Annotated in this window: 23 protein-coding genes and 2 tRNA genes; 17 read left to right on the top strand and 8 right to left on the bottom strand. The window is 37.4% G+C overall.

The genetic code is table 11. The features are described from left to right. Positions 1-75: 75 nt before the first annotated feature. The 3 genes from ACOVQ4_RS14225 to ACOVQ4_RS14215 all read left to right on the top strand — a co-directional run bounded on the left by ACOVQ4_RS14225 (position 76) and on the right by ACOVQ4_RS14215 (position 2,588). Positions 76-1,170 carry an o-succinylbenzoate synthase gene (locus ACOVQ4_RS14225; RefSeq protein WP_421821293.1) on the top strand — a complete coding sequence of 365 codons (1,095 nt, stop codon included), beginning with the start codon at positions 76-78 and terminating at the stop codon, positions 1,168-1,170. Between the two features lie 149 nt (positions 1,171-1,319). Beyond that, a complete protein-coding gene (locus ACOVQ4_RS14220; RefSeq protein ID WP_421821292.1) occupies positions 1,320-1,724 on the top strand; it encodes a hypothetical protein in 405 nt (134 codons plus the stop codon). 21 nt (positions 1,725-1,745) lie between these two features. Continuing rightward, positions 1,746-2,588, top strand: coding sequence for a L,D-transpeptidase family protein (locus ACOVQ4_RS14215; protein ID WP_421821291.1), 843 nt, complete (start codon positions 1,746-1,748; stop codon positions 2,586-2,588). 481 nt (positions 2,589-3,069) lie between these two features. Here the strand turns inward: ACOVQ4_RS14215 and hemF are convergent, their stop codons facing one another. Both hemF and ACOVQ4_RS14205 read right to left on the bottom strand, forming a co-directional pair. Beyond that, positions 3,070-3,966 (bottom strand): oxygen-dependent coproporphyrinogen oxidase, encoded by an 897-nt coding sequence (gene hemF / locus ACOVQ4_RS14210; protein ID WP_421821290.1) that lies wholly within the window; start codon positions 3,964-3,966, stop codon positions 3,070-3,072. Positions 3,967-4,117: 151 nt separating this feature from the next. After that, complete coding sequence (locus ACOVQ4_RS14205) at positions 4,118-6,709, bottom strand: penicillin-binding protein 1A (protein WP_421821289.1); 2,592 nt, start codon at positions 6,707-6,709, stop codon at positions 4,118-4,120. A gap of 412 nt (positions 6,710-7,121) precedes the next feature. On the opposite strand from ACOVQ4_RS14205, the gene ACOVQ4_RS14200 reads away from it, so the two are divergent. Next, positions 7,122-7,209, top strand: a tRNA-Ser gene (locus tag ACOVQ4_RS14200). A gap of 37 nt (positions 7,210-7,246) precedes the next feature. On the opposite strand, the gene ACOVQ4_RS14195 is transcribed toward ACOVQ4_RS14200, so the two are convergent. Further along, positions 7,247-7,693, bottom strand: a complete 447-nt coding sequence (locus ACOVQ4_RS14195) for a hypothetical protein (RefSeq protein ID WP_421821288.1) — start codon at positions 7,691-7,693, stop codon at positions 7,247-7,249. Between the two features lie 237 nt (positions 7,694-7,930). On the opposite strand from ACOVQ4_RS14195, the gene ACOVQ4_RS14190 reads away from it, so the two are divergent. The 5 genes from ACOVQ4_RS14190 (at position 7,931) to ACOVQ4_RS14170 (ending at position 11,905) form a co-directional block, all read left to right on the top strand. Beyond that, on the top strand, positions 7,931-8,515 hold the full coding sequence (locus ACOVQ4_RS14190; protein ID WP_421821287.1) for a TetR/AcrR family transcriptional regulator: 585 nt from the start codon (positions 7,931-7,933) through the stop codon (positions 8,513-8,515). Between the two features lie 151 nt (positions 8,516-8,666). Then, a complete protein-coding gene (fabF, locus tag ACOVQ4_RS14185; protein WP_421821286.1) occupies positions 8,667-9,911 on the top strand; it encodes a beta-ketoacyl-ACP synthase II in 1,245 nt (414 codons plus the stop codon). A gap of 210 nt (positions 9,912-10,121) precedes the next feature. Continuing rightward, a tRNA-Ser gene (locus tag ACOVQ4_RS14180) sits at positions 10,122-10,209 on the top strand. Between the two features lie 490 nt (positions 10,210-10,699). Beyond that, positions 10,700-10,882 (top strand): hypothetical protein, encoded by a 183-nt coding sequence (locus tag ACOVQ4_RS14175; RefSeq protein ID WP_421821285.1) that lies wholly within the window; start codon positions 10,700-10,702, stop codon positions 10,880-10,882. Positions 10,883-11,107: 225 nt separating this feature from the next. Continuing rightward, the gene (locus tag ACOVQ4_RS14170; RefSeq protein WP_421821284.1) at positions 11,108-11,905 is read left to right on the top strand and encodes a DUF3667 domain-containing protein; all 798 of its coding nucleotides are present in this window, start codon (positions 11,108-11,110) and stop codon (positions 11,903-11,905) included. Positions 11,906-12,099: 194 nt separating this feature from the next. On the opposite strand, the gene ACOVQ4_RS14165 is transcribed toward ACOVQ4_RS14170, so the two are convergent. Continuing rightward, positions 12,100-12,855, bottom strand: coding sequence for an SDR family NAD(P)-dependent oxidoreductase (locus ACOVQ4_RS14165; RefSeq protein ID WP_421821283.1), 756 nt, complete (start codon positions 12,853-12,855; stop codon positions 12,100-12,102). Between the two features lie 2 nt (positions 12,856-12,857). After that, positions 12,858-13,943, bottom strand: coding sequence for a mandelate racemase/muconate lactonizing enzyme family protein (locus ACOVQ4_RS14160; RefSeq protein ID WP_421821282.1), 1,086 nt, complete (start codon positions 13,941-13,943; stop codon positions 12,858-12,860). 132 nt (positions 13,944-14,075) lie between these two features. On the opposite strand from ACOVQ4_RS14160, the gene ACOVQ4_RS14155 reads away from it, so the two are divergent. The 7 genes from ACOVQ4_RS14155 (at position 14,076) to ACOVQ4_RS14125 (ending at position 22,099) form a co-directional block, all read left to right on the top strand. Next, positions 14,076-15,224 (top strand): DNA-binding transcriptional regulator, encoded by a 1,149-nt coding sequence (locus ACOVQ4_RS14155; protein ID WP_421821281.1) that lies wholly within the window; start codon positions 14,076-14,078, stop codon positions 15,222-15,224. A 221-nt stretch (positions 15,225-15,445) separates the two neighbouring features. Beyond that, positions 15,446-15,676: a 4a-hydroxytetrahydrobiopterin dehydratase gene (locus ACOVQ4_RS14150; RefSeq protein ID WP_421821280.1), complete on the top strand. Its 231-nt coding sequence runs from the start codon at positions 15,446-15,448 to the stop codon at positions 15,674-15,676. A gap of 24 nt (positions 15,677-15,700) precedes the next feature. Next, on the top strand, positions 15,701-16,378 hold the full coding sequence (gene rsmI, locus ACOVQ4_RS14145) for a 16S rRNA (cytidine(1402)-2'-O)-methyltransferase (RefSeq protein ID WP_421821279.1): 678 nt from the start codon (positions 15,701-15,703) through the stop codon (positions 16,376-16,378). A 180-nt stretch (positions 16,379-16,558) separates the two neighbouring features. Continuing rightward, positions 16,559-17,827 carry a DUF4105 domain-containing protein gene (locus tag ACOVQ4_RS14140; protein WP_421821278.1) on the top strand — a complete coding sequence of 423 codons (1,269 nt, stop codon included), beginning with the start codon at positions 16,559-16,561 and terminating at the stop codon, positions 17,825-17,827. A 427-nt stretch (positions 17,828-18,254) separates the two neighbouring features. Then, entirely contained in the window at positions 18,255-19,241 is a 987-nt protein-coding gene (locus tag ACOVQ4_RS14135) for an alpha/beta hydrolase (RefSeq protein ID WP_421821277.1), read from the top strand. Between the two features lie 166 nt (positions 19,242-19,407). Continuing rightward, entirely contained in the window at positions 19,408-21,123 is a 1,716-nt protein-coding gene (locus tag ACOVQ4_RS14130; protein ID WP_421821276.1) for a GMC oxidoreductase, read from the top strand. Between the two features lie 52 nt (positions 21,124-21,175). Then, positions 21,176-22,099: a sugar phosphate isomerase/epimerase family protein gene (locus ACOVQ4_RS14125; RefSeq protein WP_421821275.1), complete on the top strand. Its 924-nt coding sequence runs from the start codon at positions 21,176-21,178 to the stop codon at positions 22,097-22,099. Between the two features lie 235 nt (positions 22,100-22,334). Here the strand turns inward: ACOVQ4_RS14125 and ACOVQ4_RS14120 are convergent, their stop codons facing one another. Further along, complete coding sequence (locus tag ACOVQ4_RS14120; protein WP_421821274.1) at positions 22,335-22,793, bottom strand: hypothetical protein; 459 nt, start codon at positions 22,791-22,793, stop codon at positions 22,335-22,337. A 432-nt stretch (positions 22,794-23,225) separates the two neighbouring features. Between ACOVQ4_RS14120 and ACOVQ4_RS14115 the strand changes: the two genes are divergently transcribed. Continuing rightward, positions 23,226-23,606, top strand: a complete 381-nt coding sequence (locus tag ACOVQ4_RS14115) for a hypothetical protein (protein ID WP_421821273.1) — start codon at positions 23,226-23,228, stop codon at positions 23,604-23,606. Positions 23,607-23,767: 161 nt separating this feature from the next. On the opposite strand, the gene ACOVQ4_RS14110 is transcribed toward ACOVQ4_RS14115, so the two are convergent. Beyond that, positions 23,768-24,256 carry a hypothetical protein gene (locus ACOVQ4_RS14110; RefSeq protein WP_421821272.1) on the bottom strand — a complete coding sequence of 163 codons (489 nt, stop codon included), beginning with the start codon at positions 24,254-24,256 and terminating at the stop codon, positions 23,768-23,770. 194 nt (positions 24,257-24,450) lie between these two features. Beyond that, a partial coding sequence (locus ACOVQ4_RS14105) for a TonB-dependent receptor plug domain-containing protein (protein WP_421821271.1) occupies positions 24,451-26,173 on the bottom strand: 1,723 nt, incomplete at its 5' end.

The raw sequence follows: 26,173 nt of genomic DNA, 5'->3' as shown, positions 1-26,173 counted from the left end.
ATCCGTCCTTTTCTGAAAAACAGTCATCAACCAAACGGAGCATTCTCCTATTTGCGTCCTTATTAATACATAAAAATGAGTCTCAAAGCGGTCTTTTCAAAACATACACTCCACTTCAAGTTCGAGGCAGGAACCTCAAGGGGTGTTCTTACCGAAAAAGATAGTTATTTTATAAAAATTTTCGATACCGAAAATCCAGGGGTTTTTGGATTGGGCGAATGTGCACCTCTGAAAGGACTGAGCATAGACGACCGACCAGATTTTGAGCTTCAACTCTTAAGTATCTGTGAATATTTCAATACACTCGACTTAGAAGTATTTTCTTGGAACTTGAGTATTATTTTAGATCAAGTGTTAGATAAATCTTTTCCCTCGATAGTATTTGGGTTCGAAACTGCCATGTTGGATTTACTGAATGGTGGAAAAAGAGTAGTATTCGATAATGCTTTTCATCAAAATCAACGCAATTTGCTCATCAACGGCTTAATCTGGATGGGAGATAAAGCGTTTATGCTTCGCCAGATAGACGAAAAGTTGTCGGCTGGGTATACAACCATCAAAATGAAAGTGGGAGCAATCGATTTTGAGAAAGAATGTGAGTTGTTGGCTTATATTCGTAAACATTTTTCCAAAGATGAAATTACGCTTCGGGTAGATGCCAATGGGGCTTTTGGTTTTGATACGGCACTTGAAAAGCTCAAACGTTTAGCTGAATATGAGCTACATTCAATTGAACAACCTATCAAACAGGGCAACCATGAAATCATGGCAGAACTATGCCAAAGTTCTCCTCTGCCAATTGCCCTCGATGAAGAACTCATCGGCATGATGGAATATCCCGAGAAATACAAATTGCTCAAAAAAATCATGCCTCAATATATTATCCTCAAGCCAACCTTAGTGGGCGGATTTCAGCAATGTCGTGAATGGATAGAAAATGCCAACCGACTAAAGATTGGTTGGTGGATGACCTCGGCTCTAGAGTCGAATGTTGGCCTAAATGCGATTACGCAATTTACTGCCGAATTTGCCAATCCACTTCCACAAGGTTTGGGTACAGGGCAACTTTATGATAACAATATCCCCTCGCCCTTGGTTATCGAAAAAGGATACATGACCTATCAAGCCAATCAGCCTTGGGATTTATCGATTCTGAACTTTTTGGTGTAAAGCAATCCGTGATTTTTTTTAAATTATGCTTTAAGGTTGCTGGTCATTTGTTATTTTTGTGAAATTTCTTTTATCTCAAGTACCTTAAAACTTGTGGTAATCAACCGAACCTCGTTTCGGAATATATAAAACACGAAACATTCCCAACAATGGATTTGCAAAAATTAGACGAAGCTTTACTAGCCCTATTCGAGAAAAGAGTTGAATTGAGTCAAATGGGCTATGACCACGCTGACTATGACGATGTTGAAGAAGCACTTCACGACTTGGAAGATGACTTCAACGACGAATATGGCGACTATTTAGAAGGAATTTTGAAAGAAGTACACGATGAATATTGCCCAGAGTCTGACGTATTATTGCCAACTGCCTATCTAGCGAAGAAATTCGTTGTGACTGCCGATGGTGCCATCGAAATCGGTAGAGATGCAGGCGTGGAGGTGGAATTTGTAGATGATCCTGCTGCAAACGCTCGTTTGGTTTTATTACCAAGCCCTACTCGTATCGTATTTATCGTAGGAAAACAAAAGAAAATCGTTTGGAAAGCTGAATAGTCACTTGAGGTTACCGAGTTCATGACGTTGAATTTTCAAATTTACTTAATCCTCATTGCCTTGCGTAACTTCAAATTCACTGGCATCTTGATTGCCACTATTTTACTTACAACTGCATTTATGGTAGAAGATTTCAAAGCATTGCAATTGAAATATGACCGAGTACAAACCGCTTATGACCAAAAATCAGAAGCGGTTTTTGCTTTATTAGCCTCTAAGCATTTACAACCTAGCCAACTGGAGTTGTATTTTAGAGCCATAAAGAACGAAAAAACTTTAGAGATTTGGGCTAAAAACCGCACAGACGAAACTTTCCAGCACGTCAAAGATTATGTTTTTGCAGGCTACTGCGGATCCTTAGGACCCAAAAGAAAAGAAGGAGATATGCAGATTCCCGAGGGGTTTTATCATATCAATCGTTTTAATCCTATGAGTAGTTTCTACCTCTCCTTAGGACTAAATTATCCGAATGAATCTGACCGAATTTTGGGTCATAAATCAAAACCTGGCTCAGATATATTTATTCATGGTACTAACATAACCTCGGGCTGTATTCCAATTACAGACGAAAAAATAAAAGAAGTTTATATCCTAGCGATTGAAGCGAAAAATGCAGGTCAAGAAAAAATCCCCGTTGATATTTTCCCAGCAAGGTTAGATGAAAAATCTTTTGAGGAATTAAAAGCTTACAGTAAAAGTCCAGAATATATCGAATATTGGCGTCCTTGGCTTGGTAATAAAGTTATCAATAGCGATGCCATGAATCTATTTTGGGCACAATTGAAACCTCGCTACCAATATTTCGAAACACACAGACAACTGAAATCATTTAAGGTAAATGAAAAGGGGAAATATGTATATTAATGATTGGAAAATTTGGGGATTTGAAGATTTGAAAATTTGAAAATTTGGAAATTTGGGGATTTGGAAATTTGAAGATTTGGAAATTTGGAAATTTGAAGATTTGAAAATTTGCGGATTTGGAAATTTGAAAATTTGGGAATTTGAAGATTTTGGGATTTAGCAAACACATATCCATCGTTAATAATCAACAGTTTAACACTCTTTGCCTTGTGCCTAAAACCATTCCTATCTAACATAATAGCATCACAAGTTAGTTTTATCATATCATAATAGGCTATCTTTCAAATTTGAAGATTTGAATATAAATTATTTTCAAATCTTCAAATCTTCAAATCAAAGAATCCCCACATCTTCAAATTTTCAAATTACAAAATCCCCATATTTTCAAATTTTCAAATTTTCAAATTTTCAAATCAAAGAATCCCCACATCTTCAAATTTTCAAATCTTCAAATTACAAAATCCCACATTTTCAAATCACCCTACACCCACTCAATTCCTTTTTTTAATAGAGAAAGCGTGCGTTCTTCTTCAGAACCCTCTTCTGCTTGATAGTTGTAGACCCACTGAGCCATTGGTGGCATACTCATCAAAATAGATTCTGTTCGGCCGTTGGTTTCCAAGCCAAACTTTGTTCCACGGTCATGTACTAAGTTGAATTCGACGTATCGACCACGACGTAAGGCTTGAAATTCTCGTTCTCTTTCAGTAAAAGGAATATCCTTATTCTTATGCATAAAATAAGTATAGATTGGTGCAAAAGCCTCCCCTACTGATTTTACAAATTCGAATAATTGGTTTTTATCACGAGTCTCATCAATTTTCTGATAATCAAAGAAAATACCTCCAACCCCACGAGTTTCATTACGATGTGTATTGAAGAAATAATCATCTGCCCAAACTTTAAATTTTGGATAATAATCAAGGTTATACTTATCGCAAACATCCTTTAATTGTTGATGAAACCAACGTGCATCCTCATCAACGATATAATGTGGGGTAAGGTCGATACCTCCTCCAAACCAGAATACGCCATTACTCATTTCGAAATAACGCACATTCATGTGAATTATAGGTACCATTGGGCTCTGCGGATGGATTACAATAGAGACACCAGTAGCAAAAAAGTCTACTTTTTCCTTCAGCCCCATCGAAGCCAACATTTTCTCATGTAAATCACCCCATACTGCCGAGAACATAACGCCACCTTTTTCGATAACATTTCCGTTTTGAATCACTCGACTACGACCTCCGCCTCCAGCTTCACGAACCCATAAGTCCTCCTGAAATTTAGCAGAACCGTCTGCTTGTTCCAAAGCTGTACAAATTTGGTCTTGCAAACCTTCGAAGTATAGTTTTATTTCCTCTTTAGTAATCATTTCTTTATTGTTTTTACAAAGGTAATAGGCACAGAGTATTATTTAGCTTTAAACCAAAATTTACCCTGTGCCTATATAATCTTTGTTTTATAGGTTGTGCTTTAAATAAAGCACAGACAATTTTCTTTTTTCAAAATACTGGTAAGTCTTGCTAGTTGGTAGAGTCTGGTTTTATCTCTACGGCTGCCCCATTGCCACCACCTAAAGAATCAGTTGAAACGGCAGTACTATCATTAGCTGCACGGCTTTCGCCCCACCAGTTTCCTGTACAATTAAACTGTTTCGAAAATTTCTTTTGATCTAACTTTTCAAAAGGTACAGGATGATATTGTTTCAAATCAGGGTCTGCTTTGACTTTCAGCATAAACCTACGATATAAAGGCATCGCAGTTTTGGAGCCTTCCCCGTAGGCACCCGTTCGGAAGTGTATGGATCGGTCGTCACCTCCTACCCAAACACCTGTTACAAGGTTAGTTGTCATTCCCATAAACCAACCATCCGAATGGTTAGAAGTAGTACCCGTTTTACCTGCAAATGCTGGAGCATAGCGATTTTTTTCTGGTAATAACTTCGCTCCATCGCCCCATAACAAGCTACTACCCGTACCACCTTCATAGATTGTTCCTTGTAGCATATTGAGTAATAGCTGAGCTGATTCCTTTTTAATTACACGCTTAATTTGAGGATCAAACTGTTGAATTACATTACCATTTTGATCTTGAATTTCGGAAACTAATAAAGGTTCAGCATGAATACCTTCATTTACGAAGGCTGAATATGCACCCACCATTTCATATAATGATACATCAAAAGAACCTAAACCAATGGAGGCAACTGGGCGCAATGGACTCTCGATACCCATTTGTTTGGCATAATACATTACGGTATCAGCGCCAACCTCATCGGTAAGTCTTGCTGTAATAGAGTTAATAGATTTTGCCAACGCACGTTTGATTGGCATAGTTTGGTAACTAAAACGACCATCAGCGTTGTTTGGTCGCCACAGTTTTATTTCTCCTTTTTCCTCTACTTCAATTTCGAAAGGTTCGTCTTTCATTGTATAACAAGGCGAAAGGTCTTTTGGACCATCAATTGCCGCAGTATAAACAAAAGGTTTGAAAGTAGAACCAGGCTGACGCTTCCCTTGTTTGACGTGGTCGTATTTGAAATATTTGAAATCCAAACCTCCTACCCAAGCTTTGATATGTCCAGTGAAGGGGTCCATGGTCATCATCCCGGCCTGTAAGAATTTTTTGTAATACTGAATCGAGTCGTAAGGTGTCATTTCCATTTGCTCTTCGCCACCCGTATTACGAGAATATACCCACATTTTGCGTTTTACCTTCTTCATGTAGTACCAAACAGAATCTTGATTGGTCGGAAAACGCTTTACTAAAGACTTATAAAATTCGGTACGTTTGGCAACTGTATCTATAAACCCAGGAATCTCGGTTCCTTTTTCATCAACCCATGGATTTTTACCAGACCAGTGGCCATCGAAGGTTTTTTGGATATTACGCATGCCTTCAGATACGGCGTCCTCAGCGTAAGTTTGTAGTCGAGAGTCAATGGTAGTGATAATTTTCAAGCCATCACGATACAAGTCTAATTCAATTTCATTTTTTGCTGCCCATTCATTTAAGTATTTCGCAACGGCCACTTTAAAATAGTTACCAGTACCATCGTAAGGAGACTCTTCATGCTCTTTTAGAACAATCGGCAATGTTGCTAAAGAGTCATACTGAGCTTGCTTCAAAAAGCCATATTTTACCATTTGAGACAATACCACATTTCTTCTTTTCCAAGATTTGTTTTCATCCAAAGGTTTATTTCTGTATCTGATCGGATTGTACGTAGTAGTAGCTTTTTGCATACCAATCAAAACGGCAGCCTCTTGAACATTCAAACTATCGGGAGAAGTATTAAAATATCGCTTAGACGCAACCTTTATCCCATAAGAATTACTCCCAAAATCAACGGTGTTTAAGTACCACAAAATGATTTCATCTTTGGTGTAATATCGTTCCAGTTTGATAGCCGTTAGCCATTCTTTAGTTTTGATAACGAGTGTTTTTACCCCAGGAATAACCCCAAGTAAACCTTTTTTGGCTATGCCCTCTTTTTTTCGAGTCTTAAAAAGGTTTTTGGCCAACTGCTGTGTAATGGTACTACCACCACCTCGCTCGCCACCTTTCAAAATCCCAACAGCCACACCAAACATCGCGCGATAATCAATACCCGAATGCTCATAAAAACGAGCATCTTCAGTGGCAATTAGCGCTTTTACCAAGTAAGGAGAAAGTTCTTGAAAGTTTTTGACAGGAGTTCTATTTTCTTGGAAAAACTTGCCTAACAATACCCCATCGGAAGAATAGATTTCTGAAGATTGAGACAATTTGGGGTTCTGCAACTCTCCTACTGAAGGCATCTCACCAGTAAGCCATAAGAAGTTGTTTTCTATGGTAAAAATAAAAAAAACGCCTGCAAATACCGTCCAAGCAAAAGCCTTCCATAGTTTACGAACCTGAAGATAGTATTGTGCCTCTTTATCTACTCCTAACTTGTCGAGTAGTTCATCTTTCTTTTCATTGAATAGACCTTGAAAAGAGTCAAATTGTTGATAGAAAGCAGTGAGTTTCTGTTTTCCAAGGGCTTTTTCTAATAAAAGGTTTGGTAGAAACCAAATCAGTCGAAAAAGTTTAACTCCAAGATTTTTAAGGAATTGACCTATTTTATTTATCATATACTTTTCTGTCTGGAAAAAACGAATGACAAGTTACAATAAAAGTAGTAATACTTCCAAGTCTATAGATGGCATTGAGGGCATAATTTAAGCTCCTTTTAAGCTCATTCAACAAGATTATATTCTTTGAGCAAAAATCCGCATTACCACCATCAGAAACAATCCTGAATAATTCTGCTTAAGATGGCAATAAACAAAGGAAATGATTGGGGAGAATCTTTAAAAAAGGCATGAGCCCTATCAAAATCCTTAGTTAAAATCTCTATATTCAAAAAAAAAGTGATTTTTTTTTGAACCTTATCTACCTGAAAATCAAAGACAGGAGGTTCTGCTCACTATTTTATTTTGTTTTTTTTGTAAAACGAATTTGGAGACAAAGTAAAAAAGTACTAATTTTGCATCATCAAAACACAGAGAGCTGGCAGAGTGGTCGATTGCGGCAGTCTTGAAAACTGTTGACTGTAACAGGTCCGGGGGTTCGAATCCCTCGCTCTCTACCAAAAAAAAGCCCACCATTACGGTGGGCTTTTTCTATTTCTATCGCTTCGCCTTTTTTACAGAAGTGTAAACTTTTGAATCCAAGTCTTTACTGTATAATAACATCACTTGGTTCATCGTTCGGTTGCCATTGGATGTCCAAAAAGTAACACTTCTATCTGCCATATACTTTATAGTACTATCTGAATATGGCGTAACTACCCGAATAAACCTATCTCCATAATTTCGATACACTTTATCTCCTTGTGAATAACCCCAAAGTCCTTCCTTCGATATTTCTTTACGACTTCCATCTCGCATCACCAATGTGATATGTTTATTAAAGATGATCCCATTTTTGATTGTCTTCAACGACGCTAAAGTATCACCTTGTTGCGTTTTGAATTGCGCACTGCTATAATATAGGACATACGGCTGAACCTCACGCTGACAAGCGCTAAATACAAGTCCTACGAGCACGATAGATAAGTAAGCAAGTATTTTCATTTGTTTCTATATTTAGGTTGACACGCTAATTTTTTAAAGGACGAAACAGCGCTCGTCTTCATCACTAATTTATCACATTTTAAATAAAATACAATTAAAACTTCCAATTATTATAATTTGCACTCTTCATTTAAAGGAGATATGTATTTTTCTTTCGAAAAAATAAAAAATAGTTGCAAAATAATACCGAACGGTATATTTTTACTTCATAATTATTTATTCAGTATTTGCTTAGTCATGGGGAAAGCCGAACGTACCAAACAGTTTATCATAGAGAAAACCGCAACTCTTTTCAATACCAAAGGAATTGCGGCTACTTCTTTGCAGGATATGACGGAGGCTACAGGGCTGACTAAAGGAAGTATTTATGGCAACTTCAAAAATAAAGATGAAGTAGCGCTTGAAGTGTTTCGCTATAATTTCAAAAAGGTTACCAACCTTGTAGCAGAAGAAATGGCACGAGAATCAACCTTTAGAGGCAAGATTCTTTGTTATCCACGAATCTATACTTTATTTGATGACCCTAGGTTTCCTGTCGGCGGTTGTGTGATTCTGAATACCGCTATCGAGGTAGACGACACACTACCATTTATGTGTGAAGAGGTTAGCAAAGCCATTAATTCTTGGAAAAATACCCTAATATTTTTAATCAATGAAGGTATAAAAGCAGGAGAATTTCGTTCAGAAAACAACGCAGAAGATTTAGCATTGCAAATTATAGCTACCATTGAAGGAGCTGTTATGCTTACCAAAGTCAGTGGTAAATTAGACTATATGCAAAGTCTTATGAAGACTGTTGAAAATTTAATAAACTCGTTATAATTTTTTTTACACAAAAATATACCGAACGGTACATTTTTGTAAAGTATTCAAAGGAAGCACAATATGAAGTAGATGTTGGATTAACCGATTCTTTATTTCAACTTTATCTTCAATCACCAGAACAGGCATTTACTGCCTTAAATTCAGCATTATGAAACGCGTAGTAATCACAGGACTCGGTGTTATTTCTCCTTTGGGAAATGATGTTGCTAGTTTTTGGGAAAATAGTCTCAAAGGTATTTCGGGCATTGGCCACATTACCAAATTTGATGCAAGCAAATTTAAAACTCAGATAGCAGGTGAAGTTAAAAACTTTAATCCGCTCGATTATTTTGAGAAAAAAGAAATTCGTAAATACGATTTGTTTACTCAATATGCCGTGGCAGCGAGTGAACAGGCAATTCAACAATCGCAATTGCAATTTGCCACAATGACTGAAGCCCAAAGAGCCGAAATTGGTGTAATCTGGGCGACTGGTCAAGGTGGTATGCAAACATTTGAGGATCAATTACAGGAATTCTTTACTGGCGATGGCACGCCGAGATTCAATCCATATTTTGTTCCAAAAATGATTGTAGATATTGCTGCTGGCGTTATTTCAATCAGAAATGGTTTGTTAGGACCCAATTACTGTACAGTTTCTGCTTGTGCATCTTCCAATACTGCCATAATCAATGCACTTGATAATATCAGACTGGGGCGTGCCAAAGTAATGATTGTTGGTGGCTCTGAAGCAGCTATTACGCCTGGTACGATCGGTGGCTTTGGAGCAGCTCAAGCCCTATCTAAAAACAATGTAAGTTCTGCTTCGCAACCTTTTGATGTCAATCGTACAGGATTTGTGGCGGCTGAAGGCGCAGGCGCTTTAATCTTGGAAGATTATGAATATGCTGTGCAAAGAGGAGCAACAATCTTGGCGGAAATTGCTGGAGGTGGTATGGCCGCTGACGCCTATCACCTGACTGGCACATCTCCCGATGGCTTAGGCGCAAAATTAGGAATGCTCAATGCCTTAAAAGATGCAGGATTAAACCCCGAAGATATTGACTACATCAATGCACACGCCACCTCAACAGGTGTAGGCGATTTGAGTGAAATAAAAGCAATTTCTGCCATTTTTGGCAACAGCAACACGGCTATTTCAGCTACAAAATCTATGACTGGGCACTTATTGGGTGCTGCTGGAGCTATTGAAAGTATTTACTGTGTATTGGCTGTTCAGCATGATACTATCCCTCCTACCATAAATGTTACGGACTTAGACCCAGAGATTCCACAACATGTTCAGATAGTTTTAGGAGAAAAATTAGAGAAGCCAATCAGATATGCTTTAAACAATTCATTTGGTTTTGGAGGACATACTGCTTCCTCTATTTTCAAAAAATTTGAGGCATAATAAGCGTTACTAGCGAGTTTTTAAGTTCTCGCTAGTGACTATTCCAAAAATATTTTCATTTTTTTTCAGGATTTACCTCTCCTCGTAATATTCTGATTACGAAAATACTACTAAAACTTTAAGTACTTTTTTAGGAAATATTTCAATTGAAGTTGTAAAAAAAGTTTGCATCGTATTGTGCAAAAGACTAATTTTGCATCATCAAAACACAGAGAGCTGGCAGAGTGGTCGATTGCGGCAGTCTTGAAAACTGTTGACTGTAACAGGTCCGGGGGTTCGAATCCCTCGCTCTCTACCAACAAAAAGCCCACCATTACGGTGGGCTTTTTTTGTTTTTGACTCTTCCCGCCTTTATCGTACAGTTTTCTACTACTAATAGATAAAAACTCAAGGTTTTATTAGAATTTACCTCTACTATTGTATATTTTCAAATTTCTAACAGTGAGTTATATTCTATGCTCCTGCTATCTTTAAGTAGGAAAATGTTATTAGCTAATAGTATGTAGGTAATTTTAAAACACTCATAATCAAAAGATTATAGTTAAATTTCACCTCTATTATACTATTAATTTAATCTTTTATACTAAGTAGCAGGAAAGATTAAATCAATCGTATGTCAAAGGTAAAAGTTGAAGATAACTTTTTAATTATGAATATATTACAATAACTGATATACTGTTAACTAATAACCTCTCTTAACTTACCTATAGTAATATATCTCCCAATAAAATTTTCGCCTCAATTCTCTTAGATTTTTGTTTTACTATTTCTAAACTAATTTTTTCAAGATGAAAAACCAAAATGTAAATTTCCCGATGCTACTTATTGTCATTATTATTGCAACTGGTCTATACAAGGATTTTGACTTTGCTACCTCAACCTTTAAAAGACCTTATCTCGACATAGTGTATGGTATTTCCCTGACAGCGGGACTATACTTTTTGTTTAAAGGCAAGAAGGAAAATGAATAATAATGAGCTCCATTTTAATACATTTTTAAACCGACACTTATGAAACCTTTATACCTTACGGCGTCAAATTTTCAACCACTGGCATTTTATCAGTAAAATGTATCCTCAGCTTTGTAACATTTCTGTTTCGAGGCTAACTCTAATGTCAATCCCCCTTTTTGTTAAAACCTGCGTAGCCTATTACTCAGGAAAATAGGTATTTTCCAAAACTCAAATTGAAATACAATGCTTGAAGAAAATTGCAAAAACTGCAAAGAAATTATTACTGCTAACTTTTGCCCGAACTGTGGACAAAGAAGATATAAACGAATAAATCGACAATATGTGGTAGAGGAGATTCAAGATATTTTTGTGGATGTTAACAAAGGCTTTTTTTATTCGGTGTTAAAAATTCTTCGCAATCCTGGCAAAACCGCTCGTGAGTATATGGAAGGCAACCGAGTCGACCATTACAAACCTATCGCTCTTACTTTTGTGCTAGCTGGTATTTCAATTTTTATATCAGTAAGTTTATTGAATTTAAACGATATCATGAAAAAATATACCGAGCAGCAGCACATTAATTCAAAGCTCATGTCGGATATCTTTGCAGCTATTTCAAGTTATTATGCAATACTCATGATATTGCTCTTACCCGTTTTTGCTTTTATTACCCGAATTCCATTCAAAAAGCTGGGACATAATTATTATGAGCATATCGTTATGAACTCGTATGTAGTGTCTTATTACACCCTCGTAAGCATAATTGTCTTGTACCCAATACTCTTTCTTTTTAGACAAAGTCCAGAAAAATTGATGCTCGTTTCACAAAGTTCTTTTTTGATACTTCCCTTTATTTTAGTTTGGTTTTTCAAAGGTTTTTACAATCAGATTCCTCTCAAAAAGATTATTATCAAAATTCTTGCAGTGATGGCACTTACTTTGCTGGCATACATACTTGTTGTTATTGTGTCTACGGTCGCATTCATACTTTATGGATTATTTGTAGATAAAGCAGTACTAGAATACGCCAAACCAAAATAGACTACTATTGCTGAATAATGAGTTTTGAATGTAATTTTCTAATGATTGCCACTTTGTGTTCACGGTTAGTTAGGCTATATTTTGTAAGCAAAAAGCACAAATTATTTCTAATAAAATCATGACTATATTTTCAATAAATACCTAAACTTGTAAAACAAAAAACCTGATTCAACAAAATTGAATCAGGTTTTTTGTTAAAAATTAACTGATGCACCGCCATCTACAGGTAATACAACACCTGTAATATATCGCGCGGCCTCCGAAGCTAAAAACACCGCCGTATGCCCTATGTCGGCTGGTGTACCATAACTTGGCATGGCTATGCGATTAGTGATTTTTTCTTTTCTTGCTAAATCTGTATTGATGGCATTCAAAAACATAGGAGATTCTATCCAACCAGGGGCGATGGTATTTACTCGAATCAAATCCTTAGAATACTCCGTTACCAGATTTTGCATCAAACCTGTCAGCGCTGCCTTGGAGGTCCCGTAGGCAGAGACACGGTCTATACCAAAGAGTCCTGCCATTGAGCCAATAAACAAGATTACTCCTCTTTTACGTTGTGCCATATATTTGGCACATTCTCTGGTAAGTGAAAAAACGGATAACAAATTGGTCTGAATGATACTTTCAAATTCTTCATCGGTTGTTTCGTTTGAAAACTTTTTCAAGTGTATTCCTGCATTGTTAACCAAAATATCGATACCACCAAACTGAGTCTCTAAATCTTGAATAAATGCCGAAATTTCCTTTTTGTGAGTTACGTCGAAAATACGATATCGAGCATTTTCTCCTAGTTGCTTAAAAGCATCTTGTAAAACGTCTTCTCTTCGTCCTGTAATAATTACCTCGGCTCCAGCTTCGATGAGCGCTTTACTGATTCCTAATCCAATACCAGTACCTCCGCCTGTCACCAAAGCTCTTTTGCCTTTTAATGAAAAAATATTCATACCTAAAAAATCAGTTCTAAAGTATCATCGACAAAATTGAATCCCCAACCTGCTCCTTGATGTGGATAAGCAAAGCCATCTTTTACTGTCATCGGATTATCGATTAATGGGTCAATCCAATCAAAGGACTCTACGCCTACTCCATTTGGAATTGAACAAACCAAAGGCACATCGTAGTCTTTGTAATAATGTGGTAAAACAGGAATATGATGACTATTAGCCAATAAGGCAGACTCTCGCCAAGCTTCTACTCCACCAATTCTGAGAATATCGGGTTGCCAAATATCCAATGCATTTCGCTTCAATAATTCCACCAATGGTAAGGTATCATATTCACGCTCGCCCATCGCTAAAGATATGCCCGCTTGTTGTTTGAGTGCCTTATATCCTTCAAAATCCTGATGGTGAAGTGGTTCTTCAAACCAAAAGATATTCAAATCTTGCGCAGCTTTTGCTAGTTGTAATGCCGAAGGCAACTTCATACCCTGATTGGCATCCATCATGATATTTACCTGATTACCGACGGCTTCTCTCACTATTCTCAAACGCTCCAAATCTGTACGCCAATCAGGATTGCCCACTTTGATTTTTACTGCCTGAAAGCCTCTGGATACATAATCCGTCACTTCGGCAAGTAGTTCGTCAGTCGTATATGAAAGCCAGCCCCCACTGCCATAGATTGCACATTTATCACGATAAGTACCCAAAAGCTTGCCAACAGACTGATTCAAACATTTGCCCCAAGCATCCCACATGGCAATATTGACGGCGGCCTGAACCCAACGGTTGATACCTTGATTGCCAAAATATTCGTTGGCTTCGTCTAATTTCTGATAAACCTTTCCCGTTTCATAGGCTGCATAGCCTTTTACAAGTGGCAATAAATCTCTGAAAGCCCCTTGAATGGCATAAGGAGAATATTGAAATGAGAGCAGATAAGATTCGCCAACGATACCATTTTCGAGCTGTAAACGCAATACCAAAAACGAAATTTCGTGTAGCGTATGTGTCGCATCAGCAATTGGCTTTTTTAAGGGCGCCACTGCCTTGTATAATTTAAAATCTCTTATGTTAACAGAAGAACTCATGGTTTTTACTTTTTGATTTTTTACAAAAGTAAAAAGTGAAAATTGACAATAGGACACCATTTTTGGTTATTATATCGCCAATTATTTCCAAATTCTGTATTTTTGGAAAAGTATTATTCAAAACAAAAAGCCATGTCTCACAAAGTATTTATCCATCTTGAGTCTAATCGAGGGTATAGTCGTGATTTGTTGCGTGGTATTTATGACTACAACAATCAGATTAGTCATTGGGATATTATTTTTGAACCAGTTTATTTTCTAAAAAATAATCAGGCAACCAACCGAATCAGTCTAATTGAGTCGATAAAACCAGATGCCTGTATTTTAGAAAATAGCGAAGATGTTGCTTTAGTGGCCGACTTAGGTATTCCAATCATTCAGGTAACCTCTGTTAATCATGTGGAGGGTATTCCTTATGTGAAGGGCAATTATTTATCAGATGCTAAGTTGGCGAGTCAATATTTTACCAGAAAAGGATTCAAAAGTTTGGCTTTTTTAGGAATAGAAAACCTAGAATGGTCGGTACAAAGAATGTCCTTTTTTCAGGAAATGGCTGTTTCTTCGAAGGCACAGTTTAGCTCATTTTTACTCAAAGGGAATGAAGAAGATGTACTTTCTTACAATTTTGAAAATTTGATTACTTGGATAAAATCTCTCTCAAAACCCACAGGCGTTTTATGTTGTAATGACGATTTTGGACAAATACTTATCAATGCTTGTTCGATGGCACAAGTAAAAGTACCGCATGAAATAGCAGTTTTGGGCATAGACAACGATGAATTAATTTGTAATATTACCTATCCCAACCTCTCGAGCATTGCTCGCAATCATCAAAGTACAGCTTTCAACATTTGTTCGACGCTAAGTAATATGTTGCAAGGTAAAGCGCCAGAGCAACCCATTATTTTAACCGAAGCCCTAGAAGTCGTCGAACGAAGCTCCACGGAAACCATGGCTATTACTGACAAAGAAGTAAACAAGGCTATCCAATTTATTTCTGCCAATATTCATAAAGCTATTGAAGTACAAGACGTTGTACAAGTAAGTAATACTTCTGTAAAAGTATTAAATCAAAAATTCCAAAAAGCCATCGGGCATTCGATTTTCCAAGAAATACAAGTACGAAAACTCTCCCGATTCAAACAATTACTTTCCACCAATAAGAGTGTAAAAGAAATAGCCTTTGAATTGGGGTTCAACGACCATAGTCATATTAGTCGATGGTTTTCTCATTCAGAAGGCATAACACCTTTGGAGTGGCGAAAGAAAATGGGGGGATAAAAAAGAGGGAACAGGCAACAGGCACAGAGTGATTGAAAGTAAAATTTACTTTGTTTAAAAAGCTCGTAAAAGATTCTGAAAACACTATGTCACTTTATGCCTTGGTGTCTGTTCCCTATTTTTACCCTATTTTTCCCACGACATCATCATTTTCCCTCAAAAATCAAGTATCTTCGGGCTTGATTAAGCATCCTTTTTGCATTTAGCCCTCTTCATCGACTATGTGGATAGAAAAAGACCAAAAATTACAACGTACTTTTCAGTTTAAGGATTTTTCAGAAGCTTTTGGCTTTATGACCCGTGTGGCACTTTTGGCCGAACAACAGAATCATCATCCTTGGTGGTCGAATGTTTGGAATACGGTTACCATCGAACTTACTACGCACGATGCTGGCAATACCGTTACAGAGAAAGACCATGCCTTGGCTAAGGCAATTGATGCACTTTTATAAAGATTATTTTTGGACATTGAACTAATGAGTAAATTGTATTTAGTGCCAACTCCCATTGGCAATCTTGATGATATTACCCTTCGTGCCGTTAAAATACTGCAACAGGTAGATGGTATTTTGGCAGAGGATACTCGAAACTCTGGTATGCTTTTAAAACATTTGGGTATCTCTAAGCCCCTTTTTGCACACCATGCCCACAACGAGCATCATAGTGCTGCGGGTATCATCAAAATGTTGAAAGAAGGAAAAAACCTTGCTCTTGTTTCGGATGCAGGTACACCTGCCATTTCTGACCCAGGTTTTTTGTTGGTTCGGGAGTGTTTGAAACAAGGTTTGGAAATTGAATGCCTCCCAGGAGCAACAGCCTTTGTACCTGCACTTGTCAATTCGGGACTACCTTCTGACCGCTTTACTTTCGAAGGATTTTTACCGCATAAAAAAGGACGCCAAACTCGCTTGCAAAATCTTCAAAACGAAGAGCGTACGATGATTTTTTATGAATCACCTCATCGTTTAATCAAAACCCTTGAACAATTAGGAGAATATCTGGGTGCGGATAGACAAGCTTGTGTGTCGAGAGAGCTCACCAAAATGTTTGAAGAAAATATCAGAGGGAGCTTAGCTGAAGTATTGAAACATTATCAAGAAAATCCAAATACGATAAAAGGTGAAATAGTTCTTGTAATTGCAGGGAAAGAATAAATTTTCAGCGATTGTGAGATAAAATGTTTCTATTTTTGATGAAATATTGATAATTTACATAAACTATCGCCAAAACTAATAATAGTCTATTCCCCCTGAGTTGTATTATTAGAATCTAAATATCTGATTTTAGTACAATCCAAACGAATGCTTTTATAGCCATTGTAAAACCTCAACTACATGAAAAACCTCAACATTCTATCTAAAATTATTTTGTTATTTTGTTTTCTGGGTAGTTGTTTCTTTTCGGTCAACGCTCAGAAACTTTCAGAAAGTGCCAAAGTTAGTGTTATTACAATCGACCCGGGTAAGGAGTTGAATGATGTATTTGGTCACTCCCTCTTATGGATTTATGACCCTGCCAATGGCGTTGATCGTGCTTATAACTGGGGCGTTTACGATTTTAGTACTCCTAACTTTTACTGGAAATTTATCCAAGGAACCTTACCCTACAAAATGGAGTATCGTCCAATTGGAGATTATATGGCCTATTATCAGTACATGAAGCGAGGCATGACTGAGCAGGTACTAGATATGGCATTAGCTCAAAAACAGCGAATTTTTGAAGAACTCGACAAAACTTATAACGACCCAAGCAAACGTACCTATCAATATAAATTTTTTACAGATAACTGCGCCACTCGGGTACGTGAAGCAATTGTGGTAGCATGTACCGATAGTGTGCACTTCGCTAATTTGCAAACCATGAGCGACACTACCTTCAGACAATGGATGAATAAGTCACTCTATGCAGGCGATATGCGATGGCCTGCCGTTGCAATGAATATTGCACTGGGCTCAGATGCAGACGAGCGCACCACTCAGTACGAAGCCAATTATATCCCTGCAAATCTCAAAAGAAGCCTAGGCGCTGCTAAAAGAATGACTCGCCGAGTACTTCGCTACTTGGTTGACACAGAAGCACCTATGTATCCGATAACCAAAGAGGAAGTAAAACCTATGCCTTTTTTCCTCCAACCCGCTTTCTTTTTCCTAGTGGTTTTACTTTTTACTTGTTGGAAAACTTATGATCATTGGAAAAGACGACAAAAAGGATATAAATTTGATAAAATCCTATTCAGTATTGCTGGTTTTATTGGTTGGATTTTAGTATTTTTATGGTTCGGGACTAATCATGGAGTAACAGAGAATAACAAAAATATTTTATGGGCATTACCTTTTCATTTGCCTCTAATTTTTAGATTAAGAGAAAAGAATGGTGAGTCTTGGTATGTGTATTATTTTGTAGTAACGGGGGTAGCTTCTGCTCTTGCCTTGGTATTTGTAGCACCTTATATGATTGAATTAGTACTAATTGTGCTAACGCTTCTGGTAAGATCTATGTATCATGTAGGCTTCGAACGTGAACACCGCTTGACAATGAACAAATTCCGTAAGGTTATCAAAGGTCGTAAGATGCAGGTAATCAATTACGACAATGAAGAATAATTCAGTCTAGGTCAAGGACACATTTCCCAAAAACTATTTAAGTTTTAAGGGATTAAGGAAAAAATCCTTAATCCCTTTTTTTTTGAACGAATTGTGAGTTAAATTTTCGTTTAGCTAGATTTAAGTGCTAGGCTGTAAGCCGTAGGCATTAGGCAAAAGTCTTTATAATTTAATAAAATCTCTTTTTTTTCTTTAGCTTTCTGCTTTCAGCTATTGGCATTCGGCAAATACATATCCATCGTTGCTAAAAACAATTTAACAATCTGTGCCTTGTGCCTGCTGCCTTTTGCCTAAGCACATAACTTAAATCTTATTCTGCGCGAATACTTAATTGTATTTTCGAGATACACTTTTACCATAACTCTCTGATTATAAGCGCATATCCAATAACTGAAAAACAACTAAGCAATAACTTCTTTTACCAACTATGAAAAAAATCCTTTTCCTACTTTTTTGTGGGCTTACTAATTGGGCAATAGCCCAACAAAAATTCTATCAACTCGGTGATTTTAAACTTGAAAATGGACAGGTTATCAAAGACTGTAAAATCGGCTATCGAACATTTGGTAAACTTAATGCAAACAAATCCAACGCCGTATTAGTGCCTACTTGGTTTACAGGCAATAGCCAGCAAAAATCTTTTGTAGCGGCGCCCAACAGTTTTGTGGATAGTACCAAATATTTTGTCGTTATTGTCGATGCCCTTGGCAATGGAGTCTCTTCATCTCCTTCGAATAGCCTCTCTCAAAAAAACCAGCTTTTCCCCGTCTTTAGTATTCGAGATATGGTCGAGGCCAGTTACAAACTGAGTGCTGAACATTTAAAATTGGCTCATTTATACGCAGTTACAGGTATTTCGATGGGCGGTATGCAAAGCTTCCAATGGCTGGTGAGCCATCCTGATTATATGGACAAAGTGATACCCATTATTGGTTCACCACAACAAAGTAGCTATGATAAACTATTCTGGAATCTTCAATTAAACATCATTGAGCGAGGAAATTACAGCCAAGAAGCCATGGCATCGGTAAATGCACTGCATCAAATACACCTATGGACGCCCTCATATCGTGCCCAAAATACCTCTTCAAATACTTATAAAGAGCTTATCGAAAAAGTTGAAAAAGAGGCAAGCACGCTCAATGCTTACGATTGGGCCTCGCAGCTAAGAGCTATGCTACAGCAGGATATTTATCAGGGAAAAGCACCTCAAGAAATAGCCACCTTAGTAAAGGCCAAGGTAATGATATTAGTAGCCCCCGAAGACCAAATGGTTAACCCTTTGGCGGCTATACAGCTTTCAAAAATACTCAAGTGCCCGTTGGTTTTGTTAGAGGGCAATTGTGGACACATGGCAACCTCCTGTCAATCAGAGCAAATGGTAGCGCATATCAAGGGTTTTCTGGATAAGTAATTGGTAAACTAACCAGACAAACCCACAACAATTATTACTAAGAATAGCTTAAATTCAGGATGAAAAAGCTATTCTTTTTTTTTGATAAATTTTAATAAAAAGCTGAAAAGCATTGATTCATTCTATCAGGATTAAGCTTTATCAAAAACACAACCCAATTTTCAACATGAATTTGAATATAACTTCACAAAAAACAAGAACTTATGATGCCATCGTTGTTGGCTCAGGAATAAGTGGTGGTTGGGCTGCCAAAGAACTTTGTGAGGCGGGTCTCAAAACCCTTGTACTTGAGCGAGGACGAGACGTAAAGCACGTCGAAGATTACCCAACTGCCATGTACAATCCTTGGGATATGCCACATCATGGTAGAATTCCATTAGCAGAACAAGAAAAAGACCCTATCGTGAAGCGTTGCTATGCGTATGATGAAGCTACTTCACACTTTTTTGTCAAAGACCACGAACATCCCTACGTTCAAGAAAAACCCTTCGATTGGATTCGGGGCTATCAAGTCGGTGGAAAATCTTTGATTTGGGCTCGTCAAACTCAGCGTTGGAGTGATTTTGAGTTTGAGGCACCAGCTCGAGATGGTTTTGCCGTTGATTGGCCTATTCGATACAAAGATTTAGCTCCTTGGTACACTAAGGTAGAAAAATTTGTGGGAATTAGTGGTAATAAGGATGGCATTGACAGCCTTCCAGATGGGGAGTTCTTAGCTCCTTGGGAGCTCAATTGTCTCGAAAAACATATCCAACAACGTGTAAAACAAAACTATACAGACCGTCAGGTAATCATTGGTCGGTGTGCTCACTTGACCCAACCCAAGGAAATCCACCTTAAACAAGGAAGAGGTCAATGCCAAGCTCGTCATTTATGTTATCGAGGTTGCCCTTTTGGTGCTTACTTTAGCAGTAACTCCTCTACCCTACCTTGGGCAGCCCGCACCGGGAATCTCACCTTAAGACCCCACTCGGTAGTTCATTCAATTATTTTTGATGAAAAAAAACAAAAAGCTTCGGGTGTGAGGGTCATCGATACCCAAACTAAAGAGATGACAGAGTTTTACGCTAAAATAATCTTTGTCAATGCTGCTTGTTTAAATACCAATTTGATACTCCTCAATTCAACCTCGAATCGCTTCCCGAATGGACTTGGCAACGATAGCGGTTTGCTTGGGAAATATGTTGCCTTCCACAATTATCGTGGTGCTGGAGGCGGCAAGTATGAAGGTTTTGAGAAAGAATATTACTTAGGGCGCCGACCAACTACAGCGTTTATGCCATCTTTCAGAAACTTGCGTAAACAAGAAACGGATTTTCTTAGAGGCTATATGGTTGCTTTTTCGGCCTACCGAACGGGCTGGAACCGTAATATACAGAGCGATGCATTTGGTTCTGACTTTAAACGAGAATCTACTGAAGTTGGCCCTTGGGGGGTGTTTATTATGATGCAAGGTGAAACAGTACCACAGGAGCAAAATCATGTTAGACTTTCTCAAGAACATAAAGACGCTTGGGGAGTTCCTCAATTAATTACCTCTATTGGATACAACGAGCCCAACGATACCAAAATGGTGCAAGATTTTCATATTCAAGCTAGCGAAATATTAGAAAAATCAGGGATAAAGGATATTTTTATGTACGATACCAAACAATCCCCTGGGCTCGATATTCATGAGATGGGTGGCGTTCGTATGGGCAAAGACCCCAAAACTTCAATGCTCAATGCTCATAATCAGCTACATAATTGCAAAAATGTATTTGTAACAGACGGTGCAGCAATGACTTCGGTTGGTAATCAAAACCCTTCGTTGACATTCATGGCACTTACCGCAAGAGCAGTTAATTATGCGGTAAATGAATTGAAGAAGAAAAATTTGTAAAATTCTCTAAAAAACATCCAACTAATAAACTAAGATAAAACCATCCAAAAACATGTTAGATTTAGGAATTGTAAGTGCCATTTTAGCGGATAATACCTTCGAGCAAGCGGTAGATTTTGTGGCAGCCAACGGCTTTAAATGTATTGAAATTATGTGTTGGCCCGCAGGAAATGCCGATGCCCGTCGTTATGCGGGGGTTACACATATCGATGTAGAATCTTTGACTGCCGAAAAAGTTGACTATATCAAACAATATGTAGCCTCCAAAGGAATCTATATCTCTGGTTTAGGGTATTATCCAAATCCATTAGATGCCAACGAAACGCAAGCTAAGTTTTTTCAAGACCATATCAAGAAAATCATCCTGACGGCAGCACAATTGGGAGTGCCTGTAGTGAATACTTTTATCGGAAGAGATATTTCGAAAAATGTTGCCTACAACCTCGACAAATACAAAGAAGTTTGGCCAGAGATTGTCAAACTAGCAGAAGATAACGGCGTAAAAATAGGGATTGAAAACTGTCCAATGTTTTTTACAGACGACGAATGGCCAGGGGGCAAAAACCTAGCTACCACTCCAGCTATTTGGGACAAAATGTTTACGATTATCCCTTCAGCAACACTGGGGCTAAACTATGACCCTTCGCACTTATTATGGCAACAAATGGACTACTGTCGTCCTATTTATGACTACACGGAACGTTTGCACCATATTCACCTAAAAGATGCTAAAGTATATAAAGAAAAACTAGACAGAGTTGGTATTATGGCTAATCCTTTGGAGTATCATTCGCCAAAACTCCCAGGGCTTGGAGATATAAACTGGTCAAAATTTATATCTGCACTCAATGATGTTAGATACCGAGGACCTATTGTAATCGAGGTAGAAGACAAAGCTTACGAAGGCTCAAGTGCTGATATCGAAAAGGCTATTCTGACCGCAAGAAACTATTTAAAGCAGTTTTTGCCATATTAAGTTATCGTGCGACTTGAGTGCTGTAGGCTGTAGGTCTTAGGCAAGCACAACTCTTTGCCTTGTGACTACTGCCTTATGCCTAAAACATAAACATAACTCTAATTTTGCAGAATGCTTCGTACTTAAAACAGTACTTTTAACTAAAAATCCCCATCAAACAAATAAAATTAGTCTGGTGGGGATTTTTAAAGACGATAATGAATTTATGATTAAAAAACCACGAACTCACTAAAAATTAGCTTGCTGGAATCATTTTCACCGTTGCATCAGTTGAGGGAATTCCTAACTGAGGAATCGATGCAGTTCCTGTAAAATCAAAGTTTGCATCCTCTAAGCGGGTAACGGTAATTGTACCAAAAGTAATCCCCGCAAAGTTAATACCTGATATTTCTATTTGAGTTTCATTATTTACAAACTTCCAAGTACCACTAGTAGAAGTATTGCCATTGTTATCTACCCCACGAATTGTCCCATTGGCAAGGAATTCTAATCTAACTTTAGATAAATCATATCCGTTATTTGCTAAATCTCTTTTGTAGACTACTACCAAACCACCAGTAGAAGAAACTTCTGATACCATCCATACTTTGGCAGTCAATTTTTCTGTATTCGTTTTCGTAGAAACGTTATTTTTCTTACAGCTAGATGAAACTACTAATAACAATCCTACAAGGACAAGGGCTAAATGCTTCATAAAAAATTATTTGAGTTGATACTTTCTTGTTAACGGCAATCGAACAGTTTTAGTACAAATATAAGTAAATTAAGATAACTTCTTTTTTTCAACATGTCCTTTTTTTTTAAAAAAAGTAATTATAACTTTTTGACAAACAACAAATTACCCTAAAACACAAGCCAAACAATTTTGTTCCAATATTTATTAAACGATAGGATTTTGTAATGAAAAATGCTTTAACAGGCGCTTTTATGCTCCTGAGAAAGGTTGGATTTTTGACTGACTCTTCTCATAGCCCATCTATTAATTTCGATACAACTTTGCTACAGAAGATTAATAAATAATGAAAGAAAAACTTCTCAAATCTTCCCAATATTGAATTGACTATACCCAAATTATTGGCGGTATATTCAGCATAATTAATTGATGTACCCAAAACCATAACCAACCATGAGTAACAAAAAACATATTACCGAGTTACATTCAGAAATCAATGAGTGGAAGAGTAAAGTAAATTTTGTAAAAGATGAACTTAAAACTTTCCAAGATCAGCTGGCCAATGTTTCATCTCAAAATACAGCTCAAGAAGTCAAAATGAAAGTTGGGCATTTTGAAAGTGTTTTCATAAGACAAGATGAGGTAAACGACGAATTATCTCACGAACTACAAATTACTGATAATGATTTAGGAGAAAAAGTAAAGGGCAATCCAGCAGGCGATAGAGTTATTTTTGAAGATTTAGTTGAATTAAGGGATAAGATTGAAGTTTTTGAAAAAATCTGGACCGAAAACAAAACTGAATTCAGAAGATTCTTGTCAGAAAGTTTGTGATTACTTTAGGCTGAGCTTTAATTGTCAAAAGCTTCAATTTTGTCAAAAGCGCAATTTTATTTTACCAAACAAGCACAAAAAGAAAGTCACTCCTAATTTAGGAGTGACTTTGCTGTATAAACCTCTTTAAACTTCTCAATCAAAAAGTCTTTGGCCGTGACCTAGTCTTTGCGCTTTTTGAGATAAATCTCATATTGCTCAGGTGTCAAAACGGCTTTAAAATCATTATCTTTATCTACCTTCATTTTCTGCATCTGCTCACGAAGTTTAATCCGTGTTTCTTCTGAAGGAGGAGTTGTTCCATTGTTAGTAGCCTTCTTTATCGCCTCATACATGTCCAATCGCTGGAAAGCATATTTGATGTTGATATCTTCGACTTTCATTTGTTGATCCTCGTTCAAACTCAATTTCTTGGTCATCCAACGAGTTTCTTCCTCTGCAATTTTCTCGGGGTCGGGCGTATTATCTCTTTTACGATCATCGCCTTGCCCAGCTTGCGGGATACCGCTGCCGAACCTACGGCCTCCAAAGCCTCCGCCGTATCCACCACCATAGCCCCCACCGTATTGGGCGTCGGCATCATTTGTTGAGCATATAAACAAGCCCGCTCCTATCAAAAGCGTAGCGAGTAATTTTTTTGTAACGGACATTGATTTTGTTCTTGTGATTTATTGCAATAGAATCAGTAACAAAAATATGTATATACAGTGAACTTTCATATTGTATGCGACAAAATCGCATAAAAAAAAGACTAAAAGCCTCTTTTTGCAGTTTCTTCTTTTGTTTTTCTATTTTAAAACAAAAAAGCCATCTGCTTTCACAGATGGCTTACTATTATCTTTACTTAGAATTTCACATTCAAACTAGCTTGGAAAGTAGTACCAAGCTGATTAAACTGCGAACCATCGTAAGTAACATTTGAATAACGACCATTGAAGGTAATCAAGTTAAATTGCTCGAAATACTTTTGAGAAGGTACGTTATTGCTAGCATCGTAGCGCGTTTTAACACCTGTTTTTAGGTCGATAAAGTCCCATTTAGGCATTACATTCAAGATATTGTTTACGTTGAAATTGAAAGTAATATCTTTTGAAAGTGGCAACGAGATAGCTAAATCTGTCAAAACAGCAGGCACAAATTCTGTATCAGTGTTTGCGTCCAAACCATTTTGATGGAAACGAGTTGGACCGAACAAAGTATTGTTCAAGTTAACGTTGATACCTTTTACCGTGTAATCCAAACCTAAAATTGTTTTATATTTTGGTCTAGATTGGAACAATAATGCATCTTGAGTTCTATCAAATACAGACTTACCTGCATCTGCAATCAATTTCGTGTTTGTGATAGAAGTATACTTATTTTCGAATGTATAGTTACCAGCCAAGTTTACAGCTAATTTACCAGAACCCAATTCGAGGTTGCGTAAAGACACTACATAGTCCAAACCAGAAGTAACAGTATTCAAAGCATTTGAGAAGAAACTAACCGCAACAATACCATTTTTCACCAAAATCTGGTCTAAAGCTGTATTTCCACTAGCTGTTCCTGCAATCTCCGAACCTAACACAATACGGTCTTTTACTACGATATTATAGTAGTCCAAAGTAACACTAAGGTTTTTGTTTGGCTTATAACCTAGGCCTAAAGTAAAGTTATTTGATTTTTCAGGCGTCAATTTTGGTACACCCAAAGCAAATGCTTGTGGAGACACGTTGTTTACGATACCTTTTGTTTGGATACCTTGTCCAGGCACAAAACTTGCCTGAGCTTGTTGCTGATAAATTTGGTGCAATAATGGCGCACGGAAACCTGTCGAGAATGAACCACGAAGGGTAATTTTATCATCATTGAATTTGTAGCGAGAGCTTATTTTGTATACGGTTGCATCCCCAAAATCGCTATAACGTTCCTGACGAACTGTACCATTTACCAAGAAATCTTTAGTGATATCATAGCTCAAATCCATATATCCACCAAAGTTAAAACGTGAAAATATACCAGCATTTCCTGGTTGAGTTCCTGGGAATGAATCAGCGCCAGAAAGATAGTAAGAGGCTGAATCACCTGCAAAAACTGTAAATTGTTCCATACGGAATTCAGAACCAAATGCAAAGCTTAATTTATCCGAAAGCTGTTTTGAAACATCAATGTTTCCAATATTGTTTGTAAATTGATATCCACCCGGTTTAAAATAAGTCGGTGAGTTTTTACCTAAATCTCTATTTCGAGTATTCGATACTGTGTACAATTGCTTGTTTCCACCTGTCGTAAAACTCAAATCTGTACTCCAACCATTATGTGTACTTTTCAAGCCGATAGTTGCATTGTAATCATTCAAATCACCTTGAAATGTTGGTGCATAACCCATATAAGGCTGTCCTGCTGGTGTCAATAAACCATCGTCGGTAGTTCTCCAATATGGCGTACGATAGTTAGCAAATGAATTTACTTTTTTATATACGTAAGCTCCGTTAAAATATAATTCTGCCTTATCTGTTAAAGGAAAACCTCCATTAATCAAAAACTTAGCAGCTGTGTTTTCAGGCTGGCCGTTGATATTACCTGCA

It is taken from the genome of Flectobacillus sp. (assembly GCF_049240685.1).
GTDB lineage: Bacteria > Bacteroidota > Bacteroidia > Cytophagales > Spirosomataceae > Flectobacillus.
Note: the sequence above shows the minus strand (reverse complement) of the source record. Positions and strands in the feature narration are given on the sequence as shown.

What these genes read in the sequence shown, in the direction of transcription:
- ACOVQ4_RS14225 (WP_421821293.1), top strand. Translation starts at nt 76, where the DNA reads ATGAGTCTCAAAGCGGTCTTTTCAAAACATACACTCCACTTCAAGTTC.
- ACOVQ4_RS14220 (WP_421821292.1), top strand. Translation starts at nt 1,320, where the DNA reads ATGGATTTGCAAAAATTAGACGAAGCTTTACTAGCCCTATTCGAGAAA.
- ACOVQ4_RS14215 (WP_421821291.1), top strand. Translation starts at nt 1,746, where the DNA reads ATGACGTTGAATTTTCAAATTTACTTAATCCTCATTGCCTTGCGTAAC.
- hemF (WP_421821290.1), bottom strand. Translation starts at nt 3,966, where the DNA reads ATGATTACTAAAGAGGAAATAAAACTATACTTCGAAGGTTTGCAAGAC.
- ACOVQ4_RS14205 (WP_421821289.1), bottom strand. Translation starts at nt 6,709, where the DNA reads ATGATAAATAAAATAGGTCAATTCCTTAAAAATCTTGGAGTTAAACTT.
- ACOVQ4_RS14195 (WP_421821288.1), bottom strand. Translation starts at nt 7,693, where the DNA reads ATGAAAATACTTGCTTACTTATCTATCGTGCTCGTAGGACTTGTATTT.
- ACOVQ4_RS14190 (WP_421821287.1), top strand. Translation starts at nt 7,931, where the DNA reads ATGGGGAAAGCCGAACGTACCAAACAGTTTATCATAGAGAAAACCGCA.
- fabF (WP_421821286.1), top strand. Translation starts at nt 8,667, where the DNA reads ATGAAACGCGTAGTAATCACAGGACTCGGTGTTATTTCTCCTTTGGGA.
- ACOVQ4_RS14175 (WP_421821285.1), top strand. Translation starts at nt 10,700, where the DNA reads ATGAAAAACCAAAATGTAAATTTCCCGATGCTACTTATTGTCATTATT.
- ACOVQ4_RS14170 (WP_421821284.1), top strand. Translation starts at nt 11,108, where the DNA reads ATGCTTGAAGAAAATTGCAAAAACTGCAAAGAAATTATTACTGCTAAC.
- ACOVQ4_RS14165 (WP_421821283.1), bottom strand. Translation starts at nt 12,855, where the DNA reads ATGAATATTTTTTCATTAAAAGGCAAAAGAGCTTTGGTGACAGGCGGA.
- ACOVQ4_RS14160 (WP_421821282.1), bottom strand. Translation starts at nt 13,943, where the DNA reads ATGAGTTCTTCTGTTAACATAAGAGATTTTAAATTATACAAGGCAGTG.
- ACOVQ4_RS14155 (WP_421821281.1), top strand. Translation starts at nt 14,076, where the DNA reads ATGTCTCACAAAGTATTTATCCATCTTGAGTCTAATCGAGGGTATAGT.
- ACOVQ4_RS14150 (WP_421821280.1), top strand. Translation starts at nt 15,446, where the DNA reads ATGTGGATAGAAAAAGACCAAAAATTACAACGTACTTTTCAGTTTAAG.
- rsmI (WP_421821279.1), top strand. Translation starts at nt 15,701, where the DNA reads ATGAGTAAATTGTATTTAGTGCCAACTCCCATTGGCAATCTTGATGAT.
- ACOVQ4_RS14140 (WP_421821278.1), top strand. Translation starts at nt 16,559, where the DNA reads ATGAAAAACCTCAACATTCTATCTAAAATTATTTTGTTATTTTGTTTT.
- ACOVQ4_RS14135 (WP_421821277.1), top strand. Translation starts at nt 18,255, where the DNA reads ATGAAAAAAATCCTTTTCCTACTTTTTTGTGGGCTTACTAATTGGGCA.
- ACOVQ4_RS14130 (WP_421821276.1), top strand. Translation starts at nt 19,408, where the DNA reads ATGAATTTGAATATAACTTCACAAAAAACAAGAACTTATGATGCCATC.
- ACOVQ4_RS14125 (WP_421821275.1), top strand. Translation starts at nt 21,176, where the DNA reads ATGTTAGATTTAGGAATTGTAAGTGCCATTTTAGCGGATAATACCTTC.
- ACOVQ4_RS14120 (WP_421821274.1), bottom strand. Translation starts at nt 22,793, where the DNA reads ATGAAGCATTTAGCCCTTGTCCTTGTAGGATTGTTATTAGTAGTTTCA.
- ACOVQ4_RS14115 (WP_421821273.1), top strand. Translation starts at nt 23,226, where the DNA reads ATGAGTAACAAAAAACATATTACCGAGTTACATTCAGAAATCAATGAG.
- ACOVQ4_RS14110 (WP_421821272.1), bottom strand. Translation starts at nt 24,256, where the DNA reads ATGTCCGTTACAAAAAAATTACTCGCTACGCTTTTGATAGGAGCGGGC.